This is a genomic window from Pseudomonas sp. MYb193, from assembly GCF_002966775.1.
In the GTDB taxonomy this organism is placed as follows: domain Bacteria; phylum Pseudomonadota; class Gammaproteobacteria; order Pseudomonadales; family Pseudomonadaceae; genus Aquipseudomonas; species Aquipseudomonas paracarnis.
Genome location: NZ_CP023269.1, coordinates 118,238 through 136,030 on the forward strand (window position 1 = coordinate 118,238; position 17,793 = coordinate 136,030).

At 55.5% G+C, this 17,793-nt stretch carries 8 protein-coding genes, 2 tRNA genes and 4 rRNA genes; 9 read left to right on the forward strand and 5 right to left on the reverse strand.

The window, feature by feature from the left end; genetic code table 11:
* Positions 1-543: 543 nt before the first annotated feature.
* The 7 genes from CLM72_RS00565 (at position 544) to CLM72_RS00595 (ending at position 8,130) form a co-directional block, all read left to right on the forward strand.
* Positions 544-2,080 (forward strand): 16S ribosomal RNA (locus CLM72_RS00565).
* An 81-nt stretch (positions 2,081-2,161) separates the two neighbouring features.
* A tRNA-Ile gene (locus tag CLM72_RS00570) sits at positions 2,162-2,238 on the forward strand.
* Positions 2,239-2,268: 30 nt separating this feature from the next.
* Positions 2,269-2,344: transfer RNA gene (locus CLM72_RS00575), tRNA-Ala, on the forward strand.
* 247 nt (positions 2,345-2,591) lie between these two features.
* Positions 2,592-5,483: ribosomal RNA gene (locus tag CLM72_RS00580) — 23S ribosomal RNA — on the forward strand.
* Positions 5,484-5,634: 151 nt separating this feature from the next.
* Positions 5,635-5,750: ribosomal RNA gene (gene rrf, locus CLM72_RS00585) — 5S ribosomal RNA — on the forward strand.
* A gap of 109 nt (positions 5,751-5,859) precedes the next feature.
* A 5S ribosomal RNA gene (gene rrf / locus CLM72_RS00590) occupies positions 5,860-5,975 on the forward strand.
* The 16S, 23S and 5S rRNA genes sit together here with 2 tRNA genes alongside, the layout of an rRNA operon.
* Positions 5,976-6,249: 274 nt before the next feature.
* Positions 6,250-8,130 carry a methyl-accepting chemotaxis protein gene (locus tag CLM72_RS00595; RefSeq protein ID WP_105225318.1) on the forward strand — a complete coding sequence of 627 codons (1,881 nt, stop codon included), beginning with the start codon at positions 6,250-6,252 and terminating at the stop codon, positions 8,128-8,130.
* 63 nt (positions 8,131-8,193) lie between these two features.
* On the opposite strand, the gene CLM72_RS00600 is transcribed toward CLM72_RS00595, so the two are convergent.
* The 4 genes from CLM72_RS00600 to CLM72_RS00615 all read right to left on the reverse strand — a co-directional run bounded on the left by CLM72_RS00600 (position 8,194) and on the right by CLM72_RS00615 (position 14,353).
* Positions 8,194-11,571, reverse strand: a complete 3,378-nt coding sequence (locus CLM72_RS00600) for an amino acid adenylation domain-containing protein (RefSeq protein ID WP_105225319.1) — start codon at positions 11,569-11,571, stop codon at positions 8,194-8,196.
* Positions 11,568-12,515, reverse strand: coding sequence for a diiron oxygenase (locus CLM72_RS00605; RefSeq protein WP_105225320.1), 948 nt, complete (start codon positions 12,513-12,515; stop codon positions 11,568-11,570). Before CLM72_RS00605 ends, CLM72_RS00600 begins: the two co-directional genes overlap by 4 nt.
* Positions 12,512-13,270 (reverse strand): DUF3050 domain-containing protein, encoded by a 759-nt coding sequence (locus CLM72_RS00610; protein ID WP_105225321.1) that lies wholly within the window; start codon positions 13,268-13,270, stop codon positions 12,512-12,514. Before CLM72_RS00610 ends, CLM72_RS00605 begins: the two co-directional genes overlap by 4 nt.
* Positions 13,271-13,642: 372 nt before the next feature.
* Complete coding sequence (locus CLM72_RS00615; RefSeq protein ID WP_105225322.1) at positions 13,643-14,353, reverse strand: GntR family transcriptional regulator; 711 nt, start codon at positions 14,351-14,353, stop codon at positions 13,643-13,645.
* A 318-nt stretch (positions 14,354-14,671) separates the two neighbouring features.
* Here CLM72_RS00615 and lapG point away from each other — a divergent pair, with 318 nt between their 5' ends.
* Together lapG and lapD are read left to right on the forward strand one after the other, a co-directional pair.
* Entirely contained in the window at positions 14,672-15,295 is a 624-nt protein-coding gene (gene lapG, locus CLM72_RS00620; RefSeq protein ID WP_371264164.1) for a cysteine protease LapG, read from the forward strand.
* A 14-nt stretch (positions 15,296-15,309) separates the two neighbouring features.
* Complete coding sequence (gene lapD / locus CLM72_RS00625) at positions 15,310-17,262, forward strand: cyclic di-GMP receptor LapD (RefSeq protein ID WP_105225323.1); 1,953 nt, start codon at positions 15,310-15,312, stop codon at positions 17,260-17,262.
* A 162-nt stretch (positions 17,263-17,424) separates the two neighbouring features.
* On the opposite strand, the gene CLM72_RS00630 is transcribed toward lapD, so the two are convergent.
* Entirely contained in the window at positions 17,425-17,763 is a 339-nt protein-coding gene (locus CLM72_RS00630) for a hypothetical protein (RefSeq protein ID WP_003187438.1), read from the reverse strand.
* Between the last annotated feature and the right edge of the window lie 30 nt (positions 17,764-17,793).

The window sequence follows — 17,793 nt, forward strand, 5'->3', positions numbered from 1 at the left end:
AGTGGAGAGCTGGTTGTTTTTTAACCGAAGCTAACTTATTGATAGAAAAGCAGAATTAAGAGTTGACGGCGAATTATAACTGTCTATAATTCGCCCCACTTCCAGCGCAGTCGAAACGGAAAACTCCTTGGTAAACAATGAGTTATGCGGTTTTCGGCAGCAAGCTGCTTCAGTTCATCGAAGCCAAAAGGAAGTTGAAAAAGAGGTGTTGACAGCAGCGTGTAACGCTGTAGAATTCGCCTCCCGCTTACGAGAGATCGCAAGCGCAAGTGGTTGAAGTTGTTGAAGAAATCTTCGAAAACTTCTGAAAATAACCACTTGACAGCAAATGAGGCTGCTGTAGAATGCGCGCCTCGGTTGAGACGAAAGATCTTAACCAACCGCTCTTTAACAACTGAATCAAGCAATTCGTGTGGGTGCTTGTGGAGTCAGACTGATAGTCAACAAGATTATCAGCATCACAAGTTACTCCGCGAGAAATCAAAGATGTAACCAACGATTGCTGAGCCAAGTTTAGGGTTTCTTAAAAACCCAAAGATGTTTGAACTGAAGAGTTTGATCATGGCTCAGATTGAACGCTGGCGGCAGGCCTAACACATGCAAGTCGAGCGGTAGAGAGAAGCTTGCTTCTCTTGAGAGCGGCGGACGGGTGAGTAATGCCTAGGAATCTGCCTGGTAGTGGGGGATAACGTTCGGAAACGGACGCTAATACCGCATACGTCCTACGGGAGAAAGCAGGGGACCTTCGGGCCTTGCGCTATCAGATGAGCCTAGGTCGGATTAGCTAGTTGGTGGGGTAATGGCTCACCAAGGCGACGATCCGTAACTGGTCTGAGAGGATGATCAGTCACACTGGAACTGAGACACGGTCCAGACTCCTACGGGAGGCAGCAGTGGGGAATATTGGACAATGGGCGAAAGCCTGATCCAGCCATGCCGCGTGTGTGAAGAAGGTCTTCGGATTGTAAAGCACTTTAAGTTGGGAGGAAGGGTTGTAGATTAATACTCTGCAATTTTGACGTTACCGACAGAATAAGCACCGGCTAACTCTGTGCCAGCAGCCGCGGTAATACAGAGGGTGCAAGCGTTAATCGGAATTACTGGGCGTAAAGCGCGCGTAGGTGGTTTGTTAAGTTGGATGTGAAATCCCCGGGCTCAACCTGGGAACTGCATTCAAAACTGACTGACTAGAGTATGGTAGAGGGTGGTGGAATTTCCTGTGTAGCGGTGAAATGCGTAGATATAGGAAGGAACACCAGTGGCGAAGGCGACCACCTGGACTAATACTGACACTGAGGTGCGAAAGCGTGGGGAGCAAACAGGATTAGATACCCTGGTAGTCCACGCCGTAAACGATGTCAACTAGCCGTTGGAAGCCTTGAGCTTTTAGTGGCGCAGCTAACGCATTAAGTTGACCGCCTGGGGAGTACGGCCGCAAGGTTAAAACTCAAATGAATTGACGGGGGCCCGCACAAGCGGTGGAGCATGTGGTTTAATTCGAAGCAACGCGAAGAACCTTACCAGGCCTTGACATCCAATGAACTTTCCAGAGATGGATTGGTGCCTTCGGGAACATTGAGACAGGTGCTGCATGGCTGTCGTCAGCTCGTGTCGTGAGATGTTGGGTTAAGTCCCGTAACGAGCGCAACCCTTGTCCTTAGTTACCAGCACGTCATGGTGGGCACTCTAAGGAGACTGCCGGTGACAAACCGGAGGAAGGTGGGGATGACGTCAAGTCATCATGGCCCTTACGGCCTGGGCTACACACGTGCTACAATGGTCGGTACAGAGGGTTGCCAAGCCGCGAGGTGGAGCTAATCCCATAAAACCGATCGTAGTCCGGATCGCAGTCTGCAACTCGACTGCGTGAAGTCGGAATCGCTAGTAATCGCGAATCAGAATGTCGCGGTGAATACGTTCCCGGGCCTTGTACACACCGCCCGTCACACCATGGGAGTGGGTTGCACCAGAAGTAGCTAGTCTAACCTTCGGGAGGACGGTTACCACGGTGTGATTCATGACTGGGGTGAAGTCGTAACAAGGTAGCCGTAGGGGAACCTGCGGCTGGATCACCTCCTTAATCGACGACATCAGCTGCTCCATAAGTTCCCACACGAATTGCTTGATTCATTGAAGAAGACGAAAGAAGCAGCCCGAAATTGGGTCTGTAGCTCAGTTGGTTAGAGCGCACCCCTGATAAGGGTGAGGTCGGCAGTTCGAATCTGCCCAGACCCACCAATTTTGTGTGGGAAACGCCTGTAGAAATACGGGGCCATAGCTCAGCTGGGAGAGCGCCTGCCTTGCACGCAGGAGGTCAACGGTTCGATCCCGTTTGGCTCCACCACTACTGCTTCTGTTTGTATAAAGCTTAGAAATGAGCATTCCATCGTTGTGATGGTGAATGTTGATTTCTAGTCTTTGACTAGTTCGTTCTTTAAAAATTTGGGTATGTGATAGAAAGATAGACTGAACGTTACTTTCACTGGTAACGGATCAGGCTAAGGTAAAATTTGTGAGTTCTCTTAATTGAGAAATTCGAATTTTCGGCGAATGTCGTCTTCACAGTATAACCAGATTGCTTGGGGTTATATGGTCAAGTGAAGAAGCGCATACGGTGGATGCCTTGGCAGTCAGAGGCGATGAAAGACGTGGTAGCCTGCGAAAAGCTTCGGGGAGTCGGCAAACAGACTTTGATCCGGAGATGTCTGAATGGGGGAACCCAGCCATCATAAGATGGTTATCTTGTACTGAATACATAGGTGCAAGAGGCGAACCAGGGGAACTGAAACATCTAAGTACCCTGAGGAAAAGAAATCAACCGAGATTCCCTTAGTAGTGGCGAGCGAACGGGGACTAGCCCTTAAGTGGCTTTGAGATTAGCGGAACGCTCTGGAAAGTGCGGCCATAGTGGGTGATAGCCCTGTACGCGAAAATCTCTTAGTCATGAAATCGAGTAGGACGGAGCACGAGAAACTTTGTCTGAATATGGGGGGACCATCCTCCAAGGCTAAATACTACTGACTGACCGATAGTGAACTAGTACCGTGAGGGAAAGGCGAAAAGAACCCCGGAGAGGGGAGTGAAATAGATCCTGAAACCGTATGCGTACAAGCAGTGGGAGCCCACTTTGTTGGGTGACTGCGTACCTTTTGTATAATGGGTCAGCGACTTATTTTCAGTGGCGAGCTTAACCGAATAGGGGAGGCGTAGCGAAAGCGAGTCTTAATAGGGCGTCTAGTCGCTGGGAATAGACCCGAAACCGGGCGATCTATCCATGGGCAGGTTGAAGGTTGGGTAACACTAACTGGAGGACCGAACCGACTACCGTTGAAAAGTTAGCGGATGACCTGTGGATCGGAGTGAAAGGCTAATCAAGCTCGGAGATAGCTGGTTCTCCTCGAAAGCTATTTAGGTAGCGCCTCATGTATCACTGTAGGGGGTAGAGCACTGTTTCGGCTAGGGGGTCATCCCGACTTACCAAACCGATGCAAACTCCGAATACCTACAAGTGCCGAGCATGGGAGACACACGGCGGGTGCTAACGTCCGTCGTGAAAAGGGAAACAACCCAGACCGTCAGCTAAGGTCCCAAAGTTATGGTTAAGTGGGAAACGATGTGGGAAGGCTTAGACAGCTAGGAGGTTGGCTTAGAAGCAGCCACCCTTTAAAGAAAGCGTAATAGCTCACTAGTCGAGTCGGCCTGCGCGGAAGATGTAACGGGGCTCAAACCATACACCGAAGCTACGGGTATCACGTAAGTGATGCGGTAGAGGAGCGTTCTGTAAGCCTGTGAAGGTGAGTTGAGAAGCTTGCTGGAGGTATCAGAAGTGCGAATGCTGACATGAGTAACGATAATGGGTGTGAAAAACACCCACGCCGAAAGACCAAGGTTTCCTGCGCAACGTTAATCGACGCAGGGTTAGTCGGTCCCTAAGGCGAGGCTGAAAAGCGTAGTCGATGGAAAACAGGTTAATATTCCTGTACTTCTGGTTATTGCGATGGAGGGACGGAGAAGGCTAGGCCAGCTTGGCGTTGGTTGTCCAAGTTTAAGGTGGTAGGCTGGAATCTTAGGTAAATCCGGGATTTCAAGGCCGAGAGCTGATGACGAGTTATCTTTTAGATAACGAAGTGGTTGATGCCATGCTTCCAAGAAAAGCTTCTAAGCTTCAGGTAACCAGGAACCGTACCCCAAACCGACACAGGTGGTTGGGTAGAGAATACCAAGGCGCTTGAGAGAACTCGGGTGAAGGAACTAGGCAAAATGGCACCGTAACTTCGGGAGAAGGTGCGCCGGTGAGGGTGAAGGACTTGCTCCGTAAGCTCATGCCGGTCGAAGATACCAGGCCGCTGCGACTGTTTATTAAAAACACAGCACTCTGCAAACACGAAAGTGGACGTATAGGGTGTGACGCCTGCCCGGTGCCGGAAGGTTAATTGATGGGGTTAGCTAACGCGAAGCTCTTGATCGAAGCCCCGGTAAACGGCGGCCGTAACTATAACGGTCCTAAGGTAGCGAAATTCCTTGTCGGGTAAGTTCCGACCTGCACGAATGGCGTAACGATGGCGGCGCTGTCTCCACCCGAGACTCAGTGAAATTGAAATCGCTGTGAAGATGCAGTGTATCCGCGGCTAGACGGAAAGACCCCGTGAACCTTTACTATAGCTTTGCACTGGACTTTGAATTTGCTTGTGTAGGATAGGTGGGAGGCTTTGAAGCGTGGACGCCAGTCTGCGTGGAGCCATCCTTGAAATACCACCCTGGCAACTTTGAGGTTCTAACTCAGGTCCGTTATCCGGATCGAGGACAGTGTATGGTGGGTAGTTTGACTGGGGCGGTCTCCTCCTAAAGAGTAACGGAGGAGTACGAAGGTGCGCTCAGACCGGTCGGAAATCGGTCGTAGAGTATAAAGGCAAAAGCGCGCTTGACTGCGAGACAGACACGTCGAGCAGGTACGAAAGTAGGTCTTAGTGATCCGGTGGTTCTGTATGGAAGGGCCATCGCTCAACGGATAAAAGGTACTCCGGGGATAACAGGCTGATACCGCCCAAGAGTTCATATCGACGGCGGTGTTTGGCACCTCGATGTCGGCTCATCACATCCTGGGGCTGAAGCCGGTCCCAAGGGTATGGCTGTTCGCCATTTAAAGTGGTACGCGAGCTGGGTTTAGAACGTCGTGAGACAGTTCGGTCCCTATCTGCCGTGGACGTTTGAGATTTGAGAGGGGCTGCTCCTAGTACGAGAGGACCGGAGTGGACGAACCTCTGGTGTTCCGGTTGTCACGCCAGTGGCATTGCCGGGTAGCTATGTTCGGAATAGATAACCGCTGAAAGCATCTAAGCGGGAAACTAGCCTCAAGATGAGATCTCACTGGAACCTTGAGTTCCCTGAAGGGCCGTCGAAGACTACGACGTTGATAGGTTGGGTGTGTAAGCGCTGTGAGGCGTTGAGCTAACCAATACTAATTGCCCGTGAGGCTTGACCATATAACACCCAAGCAATTTGAGTCGAAAGGCCAGATTGCGGTGTGTGAAGACGCAATGAACCGAAAGTTCGACGCTCACAAAACACCACGATCTATCACATACCCAATTTGCTGAAGCGAGGCCAACTGGCCACGACTCAGTACCCGAATTTCTTGACGACCATAGAGCATTGGAACCACCTGATCCCATCCCGAACTCAGCAGTGAAACGATGCATCGCCGATGGTAGTGTGGGGTTTCCCCATGTGAGAGTAGGTCATCGTCAAGATTAAATTCCAAAACCCCTGTCTGCTAACGCAGACAGGGGTTTTGTTTATGTAGAAGCTCATGAATTTCACCGGCACGTTGCCAACACAACGGTCTGGTACACAGAATTTCTTGACGACCATAGAGCATTGGAACCACCTGATCCCATCCCGAACTCAGCAGTGAAACGATGCATCGCCGATGGTAGTGTGGGGTTTCCCCATGTGAGAGTAGGTCATCGTCAAGATTGAATTCCGAAACCCCTGTCTGCTAACGCAGACAGGGGTTTTGTCGTTTAGGGCGGCCCACCGCAGCAAATCTGCCTTACGGCTACCGCCTGTCGGTTTCCTACGTTAAAAGAAGATGCTTCTCACAAATTCCTAAGATTTGTCGAAGTTTGGCCGAAAGCCTGACGAGCCATGCGTGCACCGAAATAGAGCGACCGCAGAGTCCGCCTATCCCGTTACATGGAATGTTCCACTCGGCACGCTCACCCCCCTTTGGCAAAAGAAGTCGATGAAATGAATCTCAAGTTCAGTCATAAAATTCTGTTGGCCGCGTCAGGCGTCGTGGTTTTAGCCTTCGCGTTATTTACCCTCTACAACGACTACCTGCAGCGCAGCACCATCAGGCAAAACCTGACATCGTCCATCCAGCAATCTGGCGAGCTTACCGCCAGCAGTGTGCAGAACTGGCTCAGTGGTCGCATCCTGGTCCTCGAGAACCTGGCGCAGAACGTTGCCCACCAGGGCAGCGCCGCCGACCTCCCAGGTTTGGTCGATCAGCCAGCATTCACCACCAATTTCCAGTTCACCTATGTAGGTCAAACCAATGGGGTATTCACCCAGCGCCCTGACGCGAAGATGCCTGACGACTACGACCCCCGTCAGCGCCCTTGGTACAAGCAAGCAGTAGTGGCGGACAAAACCATGCTTACTCCGCCTTATATGGCGGCTGTGGGCGGTCAGATTGTGACAATTGCCATGCCGGTGAAAAAGAATGGCGAGTTGTTGGGTGTTGTCGGTGGTGACCTGAGCCTGCAGACACTTGTGAAGATCATCAACTCGGTAGACTTCGGTGGTATCGGCCATGCGTTCCTGGTCAGCGGTGATGGCCAGGTCATCGTCAGTCCGGACCAGGACCAGGTGATGAAGAATCTCAAGGACATCTATCCCGGCACCGACGTGCGCATTGAGAAGCTCAATCAGGACGTTGTCCTCAACGGTCAGGATCGTATCCTTTCCTTCACGCCTATCAGCGGCTTGCCTGGCGCTGACTGGTACATCGGCCTTTCGATCGACAAAGAAAAAGCCTATGCCCCGCTTGGCAAATTCCGTACTTCGGCCTTGATTGCGATGTTGATTGCCGTTGTGGCTATTGCGGTACTCCTGAGCCTGTTGATTCAAGTACTGTTGCGCCCGTTGACCACCATGGGCGTGGCCATGCAGGACATTGCCCAAGGCGAAGGTGATTTGACCCGACGTCTCGACGTGACCAGCAAAGACGAGTTCGGCGAGGTCGGCAGCGCATTCAACCAGTTCGTCGAGCGAATTCACGCGTCGATTTCCGAAGTGTCTTCGGCAACGCGCCAGGTGCACGATTTGTCCCAGCGTGTGATGGCTTCATCCAATGCGTCGATCATCGGTTCTGACGAACAGAGCGCACGTACCAACAGCGTGGCTGCAGCCATCAACGAACTAGGGGCCGCCACCCAGGAAATCGCGCGCAACGCTGCTGATGCGTCCCAGCATGCCAGTGGTGCCAGCGAACAAGCTGACGATGGTCGTAAAGTGGTGGAGCAAACCATTCAGGCGATGTCGGAGCTTTCGCAAAAGATCAGCCTGTCCTGCACTCAGATCGAAACCCTTAATGCCAGTACCGATAACATCGGACACATCCTGGATGTGATCAAAGGCATTTCCCAGCAAACCAACTTGCTCGCCCTAAACGCGGCGATCGAAGCGGCCCGTGCTGGCGAAGCAGGGCGTGGTTTTGCCGTCGTGGCGGATGAAGTGCGCAATTTGGCGCACCGTACCCAGGAGTCGGCAGAAGAAATCCACAAGATGATCACTTCGCTGCAAGTGGGTTCGCGCGAAGCCGTGACCACCATGAACGCCAGCCAGGCTTCCAGCGAAGAAAGCGTCGAAGTCGCTAACCAGGCAGGTGAGCGTCTGGTCAGCGTGACGCAACGTATCGTTGAGATCGATGGCATGAACCAATCCGTCGCGGCCGCCACTGAAGAGCAGACCGCCGTGGTTGAAACCCTCAACGTCGATATCAACCAGATCAACTTGCTGAACCAGCAGGGTGTGGCCAACCTCAACGAGACGCTCAAGGACTGCGATGCGCTGTCCCAGCAGGCCAGCCGACTGAAGCAATTGGTCGATAGCTTCAAGATCTGATCCTGACCGCATCGGAGCGAGGCCTCTCGCTCCGATCGCTTGGTCTCACGTCCAGGGTGCTATTCAGAGGAAGCTGATAGCGCTCAGATAGTCGCAGCCTTTGCGTAACAGCGCCTGGCTCTTGGGTGGATAGCACATGCCCATTTTTTTCACGCCCCACCGGGCATTGTCGTAACGGATCATCGACGTGTCACCGATGTCTTCGCCCAGTTCGTCCAGGTAAAAGCCCAGCACTCCGAACAACGCGTTCTTGCGGTTCACTTTGCGCAATGCCCGTTGCCAGTGCTCAACGCTGACTCGGTCAAAAACGTGCCCAGCCTCGCTGAATACATCGAGGTACTGATCCCAACTCAAGGGCAACGGGTTGTGCAGGTTGAACACGTTTCGCCCAGGGTCAAAGCGCGCGCTGTGGTAGGCGATGAAACGCGCCAGGAAGTCCACCGGCATCAGATCGAAATTGGCGTCCAGTCGCGGGACCATCCCTAATTGCAGAGACCCCTTGAGCATCAACATCAAGCGGTTTTTCTGTGGCTGGCAAACACCGTTCTGGCTGTTGAAGCTGATATTTCCCGGCCGATGAATATTGACCCAGGCCCCTTGCTCGACTGCCCGTCCTAACAGCCGCTCGGCTACCCACTTGGAGAGGTTGTAGCCATTTTTCACATAAAGCGGCAGTGCGCGTCGGGCAGGCGCTTCAAGCACGAACCCGTCGACGTCCACGCTGCTGCAGGCTGACAGCGTCGAGATGAAATTGAGGACCTTCTTGCAATGGGTCTCGCAAAGACGCAGGCATTCCAGCACCGGCTCGACGTTGTCCTTGGCGAGTGAGGCGTAATCCATCACATGATTGACCTGCGCGGCGTTATGCACCACCACGCCGTAATGACGGGCGAGGTGCTCGTACACGTCGTCGGCCAAGCCCAGGCGAGGTTTACGAATATCGGCGGCATATACCTGCACTCGGCTCAGGTCCAGATGTTCCAAGCGGTATTCGCGCAATGCCTGGGCGAACCTTGTCGCTGCCGAATGGCCGGGCAACTCGCGCACCAGGCACGCCACGTCCTGCGCCCCGCCAGCCAGCAGTGCCTGGACAATATGAACCCCGACAAAGCTGTTCGCGCCGGTGACGATGGCTTTGCGCGAGTCTCCCGCAAGGGTCTCGGGCAGCACCTCGACCTCCAGTGCGCGCGTCGCATCTTGTTCCATCTGGTCGGATGGTGTATCCGGCAGTGCACTGCCATCCATGAGTGCGGCCAATGTGCGGATGGTCGGCGTCTCAAAAAAGGGGCTCAGGCAGAAGCTGCGTCCAAACTGCTCGCGCAGGCGTAGCAACAGGGTCGACAACAGGATGGAGTGGCCACCGAGGTTGAAAAAACTCTCATCAATCGAGAGTTCGCCTGCGGGTAATCCCAGCAGCTCACCCCACACGTCAGCCAGTTGTGCCTGCAAAGGGTCTTGTATGCGACAGCGATCCATCCCGATGGGTATGGGTATTGGCATGGCCAGCAAGGCCTTGCGATCGATCTTGCCGTTATTCGAACGGGGCATGCATGCCAGTTCGCTCCAAGCGCTGGGCTGCATATGCACGGGCAACCACTGTCGAGCATGTTCCTTCAGGCTTGCCAGCGTAGCGCCAGATTCCGGCTGGGCGGCAAAGCCGATGACTCTGTGTGCCGTATCGATCACCACTGCCACTTGGCGAAACAAGCGACTATCGCGCAAGCACTGTTCAATATCCTGAGGCTGAACTCGAAACCCGCGGATCTTGACTTGCTCATCCCTGCGGCCGCCCAGTTCGATGCCCTCTTGCGTCCATTTTGCCAAGTCGCCGCTGCGATAAGCCTGTAGCACTTGGCCATTTGGCAGTGTCAGCGTCACGAACGGATTGTCGGCCCGCGAGAGTGTATTCGAATAACCCAGGCTTACTCCGGGACCGACAATGTACAAGTCGCCCATTACCTGTTCATCCACGGGCTGCAGGTTCTCGTCGAGAATCAGCACCTGGCTGTTAGCGATGGGGAGGCCGATATTGCGATGGCTGTCATCTCGTTGGAATACCCGATGGGTCGCCAACACAGTGGCCTCGGTCGGCCCATAGAGGTTATGCAGCTGGCATTGACCGGCCAGTTGTTCGATCACGCAGGGCTCGCAGAAATCACCTCCGGTCAGTAAATGAGTCATGCCCAATGGCTGATCCAGCGGCAGGATGCTGAGCAGTGCCGGTGGCACAAACCCGTGAGTGACGCGTTGCTTGCGAATCAGCTCTACCAGTTGCTGAGGGTCGTGACGTTGGTCTGGGCTGGGCACAATCAACTCGGCGCCTGCGATCAATGAAGGGAAAATATCGATCAGTGAAGAATCGAAACCCAGTGGCGAAAATTGCAGGACGCGACTGTGTTGATCCAACGCCACGCAACTGACGAGCCAGGCCGTGAAGTGCGCCAGGTTGTATTGGCTCAGCAGTACCCCCTTGGGCTGGCCCGTCGTACCCGAGGTGAACAGTGCCACGCACGGCTCGTCGGCACGGGGGGGACGGTGCATCAGCGGTTGCGTCATGTCGGCGCTGTGCGCGGCCACCTGGCTCACATCAAGTGAAACGAAACGCTCTCGCAATGGGTGCTGGCCATTCTCCAGCAGCACACAGGCCTTGAGGCTGGTCAGCATGCAGTGCTGGCGTTGCTCCGGGTGGTCAGGCACCAGCGGCAAATACACGGCGCCACAGCCAAGCACCGCGAGAATACTGGCGTACAACTCGGCAGATTTCTCCAGGCATACGCCGACCACTTGTGGAGCCTCGGCATCCTCCAGCAAGGGAAGCAGGCGTTGTTGAATAGCCATGGCTTGTTGCTGGAGCTGCCGATAAGTCAGCGCATGACCGGCGATGTTCAGCACTGTTCGATGCGCGAAGGTATTGAGGCTGGCCTGCAGCCGTTCGATCATGGGCGTTCGGGCCGCGTGCAGTAAGGCAGGGTCCGCCGTGTGGTTGAACCGGTGCATGAAAGCCAAGGCATCCAACTCTTGCAGGCCCTGTTCAGGCCAGGCGTTAGCAGCGGCCGTTGCCGAGAAATAAGCGGGGTCTCTTGAAAAACCGCAGACCAACAAAGCAGCCCACTCCACCACTGCATTCGTTGCCTGCTGACGCAACCGCTGCCCATTGCCGCTGGGTTCCTGGGCAACGTCGTGCACCGTCAGCAGGCGCCACTCCCGGTCGTAGCAGCGCAACTGCAATGAGGGCAGCCCGTGTTCGCAGAGCGGGCCGATACCCACGCGCAAGCTTAACCATGGCGCACTGGCGGGCGAGGGCGGCAGCGGCTGACTCCCGTCTTCAATAACCAGATCCACAGACCCCGTTCCTGCCACATGCCCATATTGCTCCAGCTCCTGCCTGAGCGCCGCCAGAGCGTTACCGGTACCACGCCACTCGATCTGCAAGCGCCTCATGCCAACCTCCTCGATACGGGCAGGTAGTCGCTCAGGGCTCGTGCCACGCTGGGGGTTTGCAGTACGCCGCTGTGGTGCAGTAGGCCCATGATATTGGCCAGCAGCGGATGTTGGTGGGTGATGGGAAAGTCCAGCGCCTGGATTTCGTCGCGCAGTGCCCGGCGCGTATCGGCACTGATAGCCAAGTGTTCGATCAGTTGCAGATCGAAGTCTTTCTGTAGGTCGTTGGTCAGGTAGTGCGTCAGGAACACGGGCAGGGCTTGAGCAATGTGGTCGCGATCTTCAGAGCTTGCCGATTGCCAGTAGAGGCGCACCAACTGTGTCCAGAACCGCGCATGCCGCCCTTCATCAAACAGATGATCGGCCATCAGGCCGCGGACAGAGGATTTGACGCTGCCATCTTTGGAAAACGCTGCGACGTCATGGGTGACGGTGTTCTCAGCGATGGCGACGCCGATCAACTCTACGGCATCGTGCAAGTATGCCGGTACCTGTGCCTGGGCTGCCGGCAGCGCGCGGCCCAATTCAATTTGCCCGGGTAGATCGAGCGGTTGGATTCCGGTCATCTGCACGGCTTGCTGCAGGAAATCCAGCGCGACCAGCGCGTGATAATCCTCGTCGACAACGACCGTCATCGCATCGTAGCGGCAGGCGAGCGGGAAGGGCAGGGAGAAGCGATTTTTAGCGATGCTGCGCGCGGTTTTGTCGACGATCTCTGTTTCGAAAATCACCACGTCATTGATGAATTTATAGAAGCTTTGCACCAGCACGAAGTCGCGCCATTGCGGGCAGTGCTTGAGAAAGGTTGCACTCAGCACCAGAGGCTGACGGCACAGGGGGAAGATGAGTTTGTCGTCGTCTTCCAACATCCGCCGGGGGCGTGTGCGGATGGTTGCGCGACGCTCCCAGTCATCGGCAAAGGATTGGTAATGAGCGGCGTTCACGGACGTACCTCTTGCATCGAGGCCAGTACGTCGTCCCAGAGGGTAATACGACTCTGCACGGCGCACAGGGCGGCGTTATCGGCCTGTCGCTGACGGCTGGGGTCTGCGTCGACCAGGCGCTGTAGCAACTGTTGCGCCGCAGGCTCGTGATCATCGCTGTCTATTTCGATATGGCGGCTGAGGTAGTGACATAGCGTAGGGGCCTGCTGACCTATGAATGCATGGCTATGCAAAAGCCTTTCAAACATTGACGGAATCACACACTCTCGGCCATGCAGGAACGCCGCCGCCACACAGTGGGTCGGAGCGCTCAGGGCAATTTGTAAGGTGCTGTCGACGAAGCGGGCGACGCCCTGGGGCGCATCGATCATCTGCAAGGCTGCGCTTACCTCCACTCCCTGGCTTTGCAGGTCGATAAAGCGAGTGATTGCGACCGTGCTGGCGCCCACTTCCGTCATTGCGTCCAGGTACAGCTCGAAGTGGCTGCAATAGCCCCGCGTCGGGTGCTCGTCCGACTCTTCCGCCAGCACGATTTCATTAATCAAGCGGGCAGCGTGCGGGTCAGTGGAGGGGAGCCAGGGCAACTGCATGCAAGTGAGGTCCTGTTGCAGGCGTTTGGTCAGGCTCATGAAATCCCAGACAGCAAATACGTGGTGTTTCATGAAGTGTTGTAACTTGCCGAGGCTGGTTATTTCTATAAATAACGGATGATCAAAAAGTTGTCGTTTTTTTTGCGCGAGTGAATGTGGGTACATGGTTGACGCCTATGAGTTGTTGCGAGTGCTCTGAAAGCAGTGTTGAACTATTATAGTTGTGAGGGCAAGAGTAACTTGAGCGCGGCCACGCGCACGGCGAGGCCTTTTAACTAGGCAGGCGCAGCGGAGTGAAAGGTGTAGCTTGCTGGGAAAAGATAATAAGCTGATTGAATGTTTGAACCGGTATACAAATGTATTAGATGTTTTTCCCGATGTTTATGTGTGTGGTGATTTGCTCATCTATACGTGGGAATTTTCTGTGCGCTGAGTCGCTTTAATTATGATTTGGTTCTTTATTTTTCTGATGGAGCAACAATCCCAGATAAGAAAGTTGCTGCATCACCTAAGGATCAAGGGCAAAAGCGAAAAAACCTACTGCGTGGGGTTTTTTTCGGCGCTCTCAAGGCCGCTGAGGTAGGTCGCGATCACCTCCATGCCTCGCATCAAGTGGTTACGCAGCGTCAGGATGCTCTCCTCGACCTTCTTCTGCGCTACCAGGCTCAGCAGTTCGCGGTGATCCTCCTGGGAAGTCTCCCCCAGCCCCATCGCCTCAAGGTTGAAGCGCAGGAAGCGCTCCTCCTCATTCAATCCGTGCTCGACCAAAGTGAGCAGCCGTTGGTTGGGCGCCTTGCCGTACAACACCATGTGAAACAGGCGATTGAGCCGACCAATCTTGGTGTAGTCTTTCTCGCTTTCCAGCGCATTGATACACGCCTCGGCTTGAGTAAGGTCCGCATCTGTGAGCAATGGAATCGACAGGCGCAGGGCCTCGGACTCCAGCAACATGCGCAGGGCATAGGTCTCAGCCGAATTGTCCTCGATCAAGGGGGCAACGACGGCACCCTTGTGAGTCACCACATGCAACAAGGATTGCGCCTCCAGCTGGCGCAACGCTTCGCGTACTGGCATGCGGCTGACACCGAACAGGCTGGCCAGTTCTTGCTGGCGCATGGCAGTGCCACAGGGCAATCGCCCATCAAGGATGGCATTGCGCAACGTTTCTTCGATAACGGAGCGCGCAAGATGGGCGGGAATAGGCCCGCTGATTTTGATGCTGCTTAATGGGTTCGGCTTCTGCGTCACGGTTGCGCTATCCTCCTTTCTTGAATAATAGTCTGGCTAATTGGATCCAAAGAACACTAAAGATGGGCCAGGTGCTTGTCAAATAGCCAAAGTTTCCGTTTGTAAGGGCTTACACAGCATACTTTGTGTCTCTCACAAGGGCGGTTATAAAAACGCGGCCTCCTGCGATGATTGCACTGTGCCATTGTTTTTTGTAGGGCCAGGCTTCACCATCCCTGGAAATTCCGTCTCTTTCACGGACTGAACATTTTGGCGGTAAGTTTTAATCCCTATCGACTGCTTTGCTGGCTTTTATCAGCAACTTTACTGGCCGGCCTGATGCTCGGCGGGCTACGTGCCGATTGGGATTTCTCGCAAATCAGCCGCAAGGCTACCGCCGTCTACGGGCCTTTGGGTCAAGGTCAGCAGCGTATCGACGCCTGGCAGCGGCTGTTGGTGAGCGAAAAACAGGTCAGCGAGCAGGAGCAGCTCAAGGTCGTCAATTTGTTCTTCAACAAGCAAATGACCTACGTGGAAGACATCGATCTCTGGCACGTTGTGGATTACTGGGAGACGCCCGTCGAGGCACTCTGGAAAGGTGCTGGTGACTGTGAAGACTACGCCATCGCAAAATATTTCAGTTTGCGTCACCTGGGCGTGTCCAGCGACAAATTGCGCATTACCTACGTCAAGGCCCTGCGGCAGAATCGGGCGCACATGGTCCTGACTTATTATTCGAGCCCCGACGCCGTCCCACTGGTGCTCGACAGCCTGATGGATGAGATCCTGCCGGCTACCCGTCGCACTGACCTGGTCCCGGTGTACTCATTCAACGCCGAGGGGCTGTACTTGCCTGGTGCCAAAGGCAACAAAAAAGTCGGTGATACCAAACGCTTGTCGCGCTGGCAGGATGTGTTGAGAAAAATGCGTGCGGAAGGCTTCCCAGCCGAGCCTGCCAACTAGGAGTAACTGATCGGATGTCTCTGTTCAAACAGCTATTGATCGCAATCTGTCTGTTCCTGGTGGTCGCCTTCAGCGGCAGCTTCATGGTCAGCCTGGAAAGCTCGCGCACCCAATACGTCAACCAATTGCGCTCCCACGCCCAGGATGCCGCGACGGCATTGGCGCTGTCGCTGACCCCGAATATCGATGACCCAGCCATGGTGGAGCTGCTGGTCAGCTCGATCTTCGACAGCGGTTACTATGCCAGCATCCGCGTCGTGGACCTGGCCACCGACAAAACCATCGTCGAGCGCAGCGGTATTCCCGACAACAACGGCGTGCCCAACTGGTTCGTCAAGCTGATCGGCCTGGAGCCGGCGGGCGGTGATGCCCTGGTCAGCCGTGGCTGGGAACAGGCCGCACGGGTAGAAGTAGTCAGCCATCCGATGTTCGCCCTGGCCAAGCTCTGGCAAAGCGCCCTGGGTAGCCTGGGCTGGTTGCTCTTGTGCGGTGCGGTCAGCGTGGTGCTCGGTGGGCTGCTGCTGCGCCGGCAATTGAAGCCGTTGGACTATATGGTCAAACAGTCCCACGCCATTGCCCGCCGTGAGTTCCTCAGCCTGCCTGACTTGCCCCGCACGCCTGAACTACGGCGGGTGGTGCAGGCCATGAACCAGATGGTGGAAAAGCTCAAGGCGCTGTTCCAGGAGCAGGCCGAGCGTAGCGAAAAACTGCGCACCGAATCCTATCAGGACAACCTCACCGGCCTCGCAAACCGCCGTTATTTCGAGATGCAGCTCAACGCCCGCGTCAGTAACCCGGAAGAGACCAACTCCGGCTACCTGCTGCTGCTGCGGGTCAAGGACCTGGCCGGCCTCAACCAGCGCCTGGGTGGCCAGCGCACCGACCAATTACTGCAAGCGGTTGGCGAACAACTGCTGCGCCAGTGCGCGCCGTACCCGGAAACCCATAACCTCGTCACCCGTATTCGTGGCGGTGAGTTCGCCGTGCTGGCGCCGGGGTTGATGCGTGAAGAAGCGGTGCAGCTGGCGCAAAACCTGGAAACCACCTTGCTCAGTCTGCAAGCGACCGGCGCCAGTGACGTTACGCCGGTCGCCTATATCGGCCTGGCGCCGTTCAGCCATGGCGACGCGCCCCAAGCCCTGCTGACCCTGGCCGATCAGGCCCTGGCCCAGGCCCAAGCTCAGGGCGACACCAGTTGGGTGTGCCTGGACCGCAGCGCCGCCGCCAGCGTGGGAGACGATCACCATGCCTGGCACACCTTGTTGGACCAGGCCCTGACCCAGCAGCGCTTCCAGCTGTACTTCCAGCCGGTTGTCGCCAGCCAGGACCCACAATTGGTCTTGCATTACAAAGTACTGTCGCGCTTGCAGGACGAAGACGGCCACACCATACCGGCCGGGCGCTTCCTGCCGTGGCTTGAGCGCTTTGGTTGGTCAGCCCGCCTGGACCGCCTGATGCTGGAGCAGGTGCTCAAGCAGATGGCCAGCCACACCGATAACCTGGCGCTGAATCTTTCGGCCGCGACCTTGCAAGATACCCAGGCCCTGAACCGTATTTATGACCTGCTGCGCCAGCACAGCAACCTGGGCCCGCGCCTCACTCTGGAGATCGGTGAGGAGCAACTGCCTGAGCAGCCTGTGCTGGAACAGATGACCCACCGCCTGCGCGAGCTGGGCTTCTCCCTCAGCCTGCAACGTTTCGGTGGGCGGTTCAGCATGATCGGCAACCTGGCGCGCCTGGGCCTGGCGTACCTGAAGATCGACGGCAGCTACATTCGCGCCATCGACCAGGAAAGTGACAAGCGCCTGTTTATCGAGGCCATCCAGCGAGCGGCCCATAGCATCGACCTGCCGCTGATTGCCGAGCGTGTAGAGACTGAAGGCGAACTGAAGGTGATTCGTGAAATGGGGATTTTCGGCGTGCAGGGCCAACTGTTTGGCGAGCCCGCGCCTTGGAAATCTCACTGATATGAATGGGTTAAAATAGAGCCAGTTGTGGCGAGCAAGCTTGCTTGCGCTGGGGTGCGAAGCGCCCCCAAAAGCCGGTGACTGCTGCGCAGTCAAGCGGGAGCAAGCTCCTCGCCACAGCAAGCCTCCTCCCACATTTAAATTCAGGTTCGGCGCCAGGGCTCAGATAAGCCCTTTCTCGTCATCATCGATCAACTGGCTCAACCCACCCAACGCTTCCCTCGCCTGGTTACGGTCCATCAACTTGGCCTGGGCTGCCGGCGGCAGGTCGGTCACGCTGATCACCCCTTTGCGGGTCAGCACCTGGATCAAGTCATCCAGCACCCGGATCATCTCCAAGTCGCTCTGCTTGAGCTGGGCCAGGCTGGTTTCCACCACTTCGTTGGCGTACCAGGCCTGGATCTCATGATGATCGGCCGGCAGGGTTTCAGTGGATTCGGTAAAGGCAGCAGCCTCTACGCGAACCAGCGCGCCCTGTGCATCACGTTGCACGTAAAACATAACAACCCCTCGAAAATGCGCCACAGGCGT

Bases quoted from the DNA above. Each gene is read 5' to 3' on its own strand.
- CLM72_RS00600 (WP_105225319.1), bottom strand. From the start codon at position 11,571: ATGAGGCGCTTGCAGATCGAGTGGCGTGGTACCGGTAACGCTCTGGCG.
- lapD (WP_105225323.1), top strand. From the start codon at position 15,310: ATGTCTCTGTTCAAACAGCTATTGATCGCAATCTGTCTGTTCCTGGTG.
- CLM72_RS00595 (WP_105225318.1), top strand. From the start codon at position 6,250: ATGAATCTCAAGTTCAGTCATAAAATTCTGTTGGCCGCGTCAGGCGTC.
- CLM72_RS00630 (WP_003187438.1), bottom strand. From the start codon at position 17,763: ATGTTTTACGTGCAACGTGATGCACAGGGCGCGCTGGTTCGCGTAGAG.
- CLM72_RS00610 (WP_105225321.1), bottom strand. From the start codon at position 13,270: ATGTACCCACATTCACTCGCGCAAAAAAAACGACAACTTTTTGATCAT.
- lapG (WP_371264164.1), top strand. From the start codon at position 14,672: ATGCTCGGCGGGCTACGTGCCGATTGGGATTTCTCGCAAATCAGCCGC.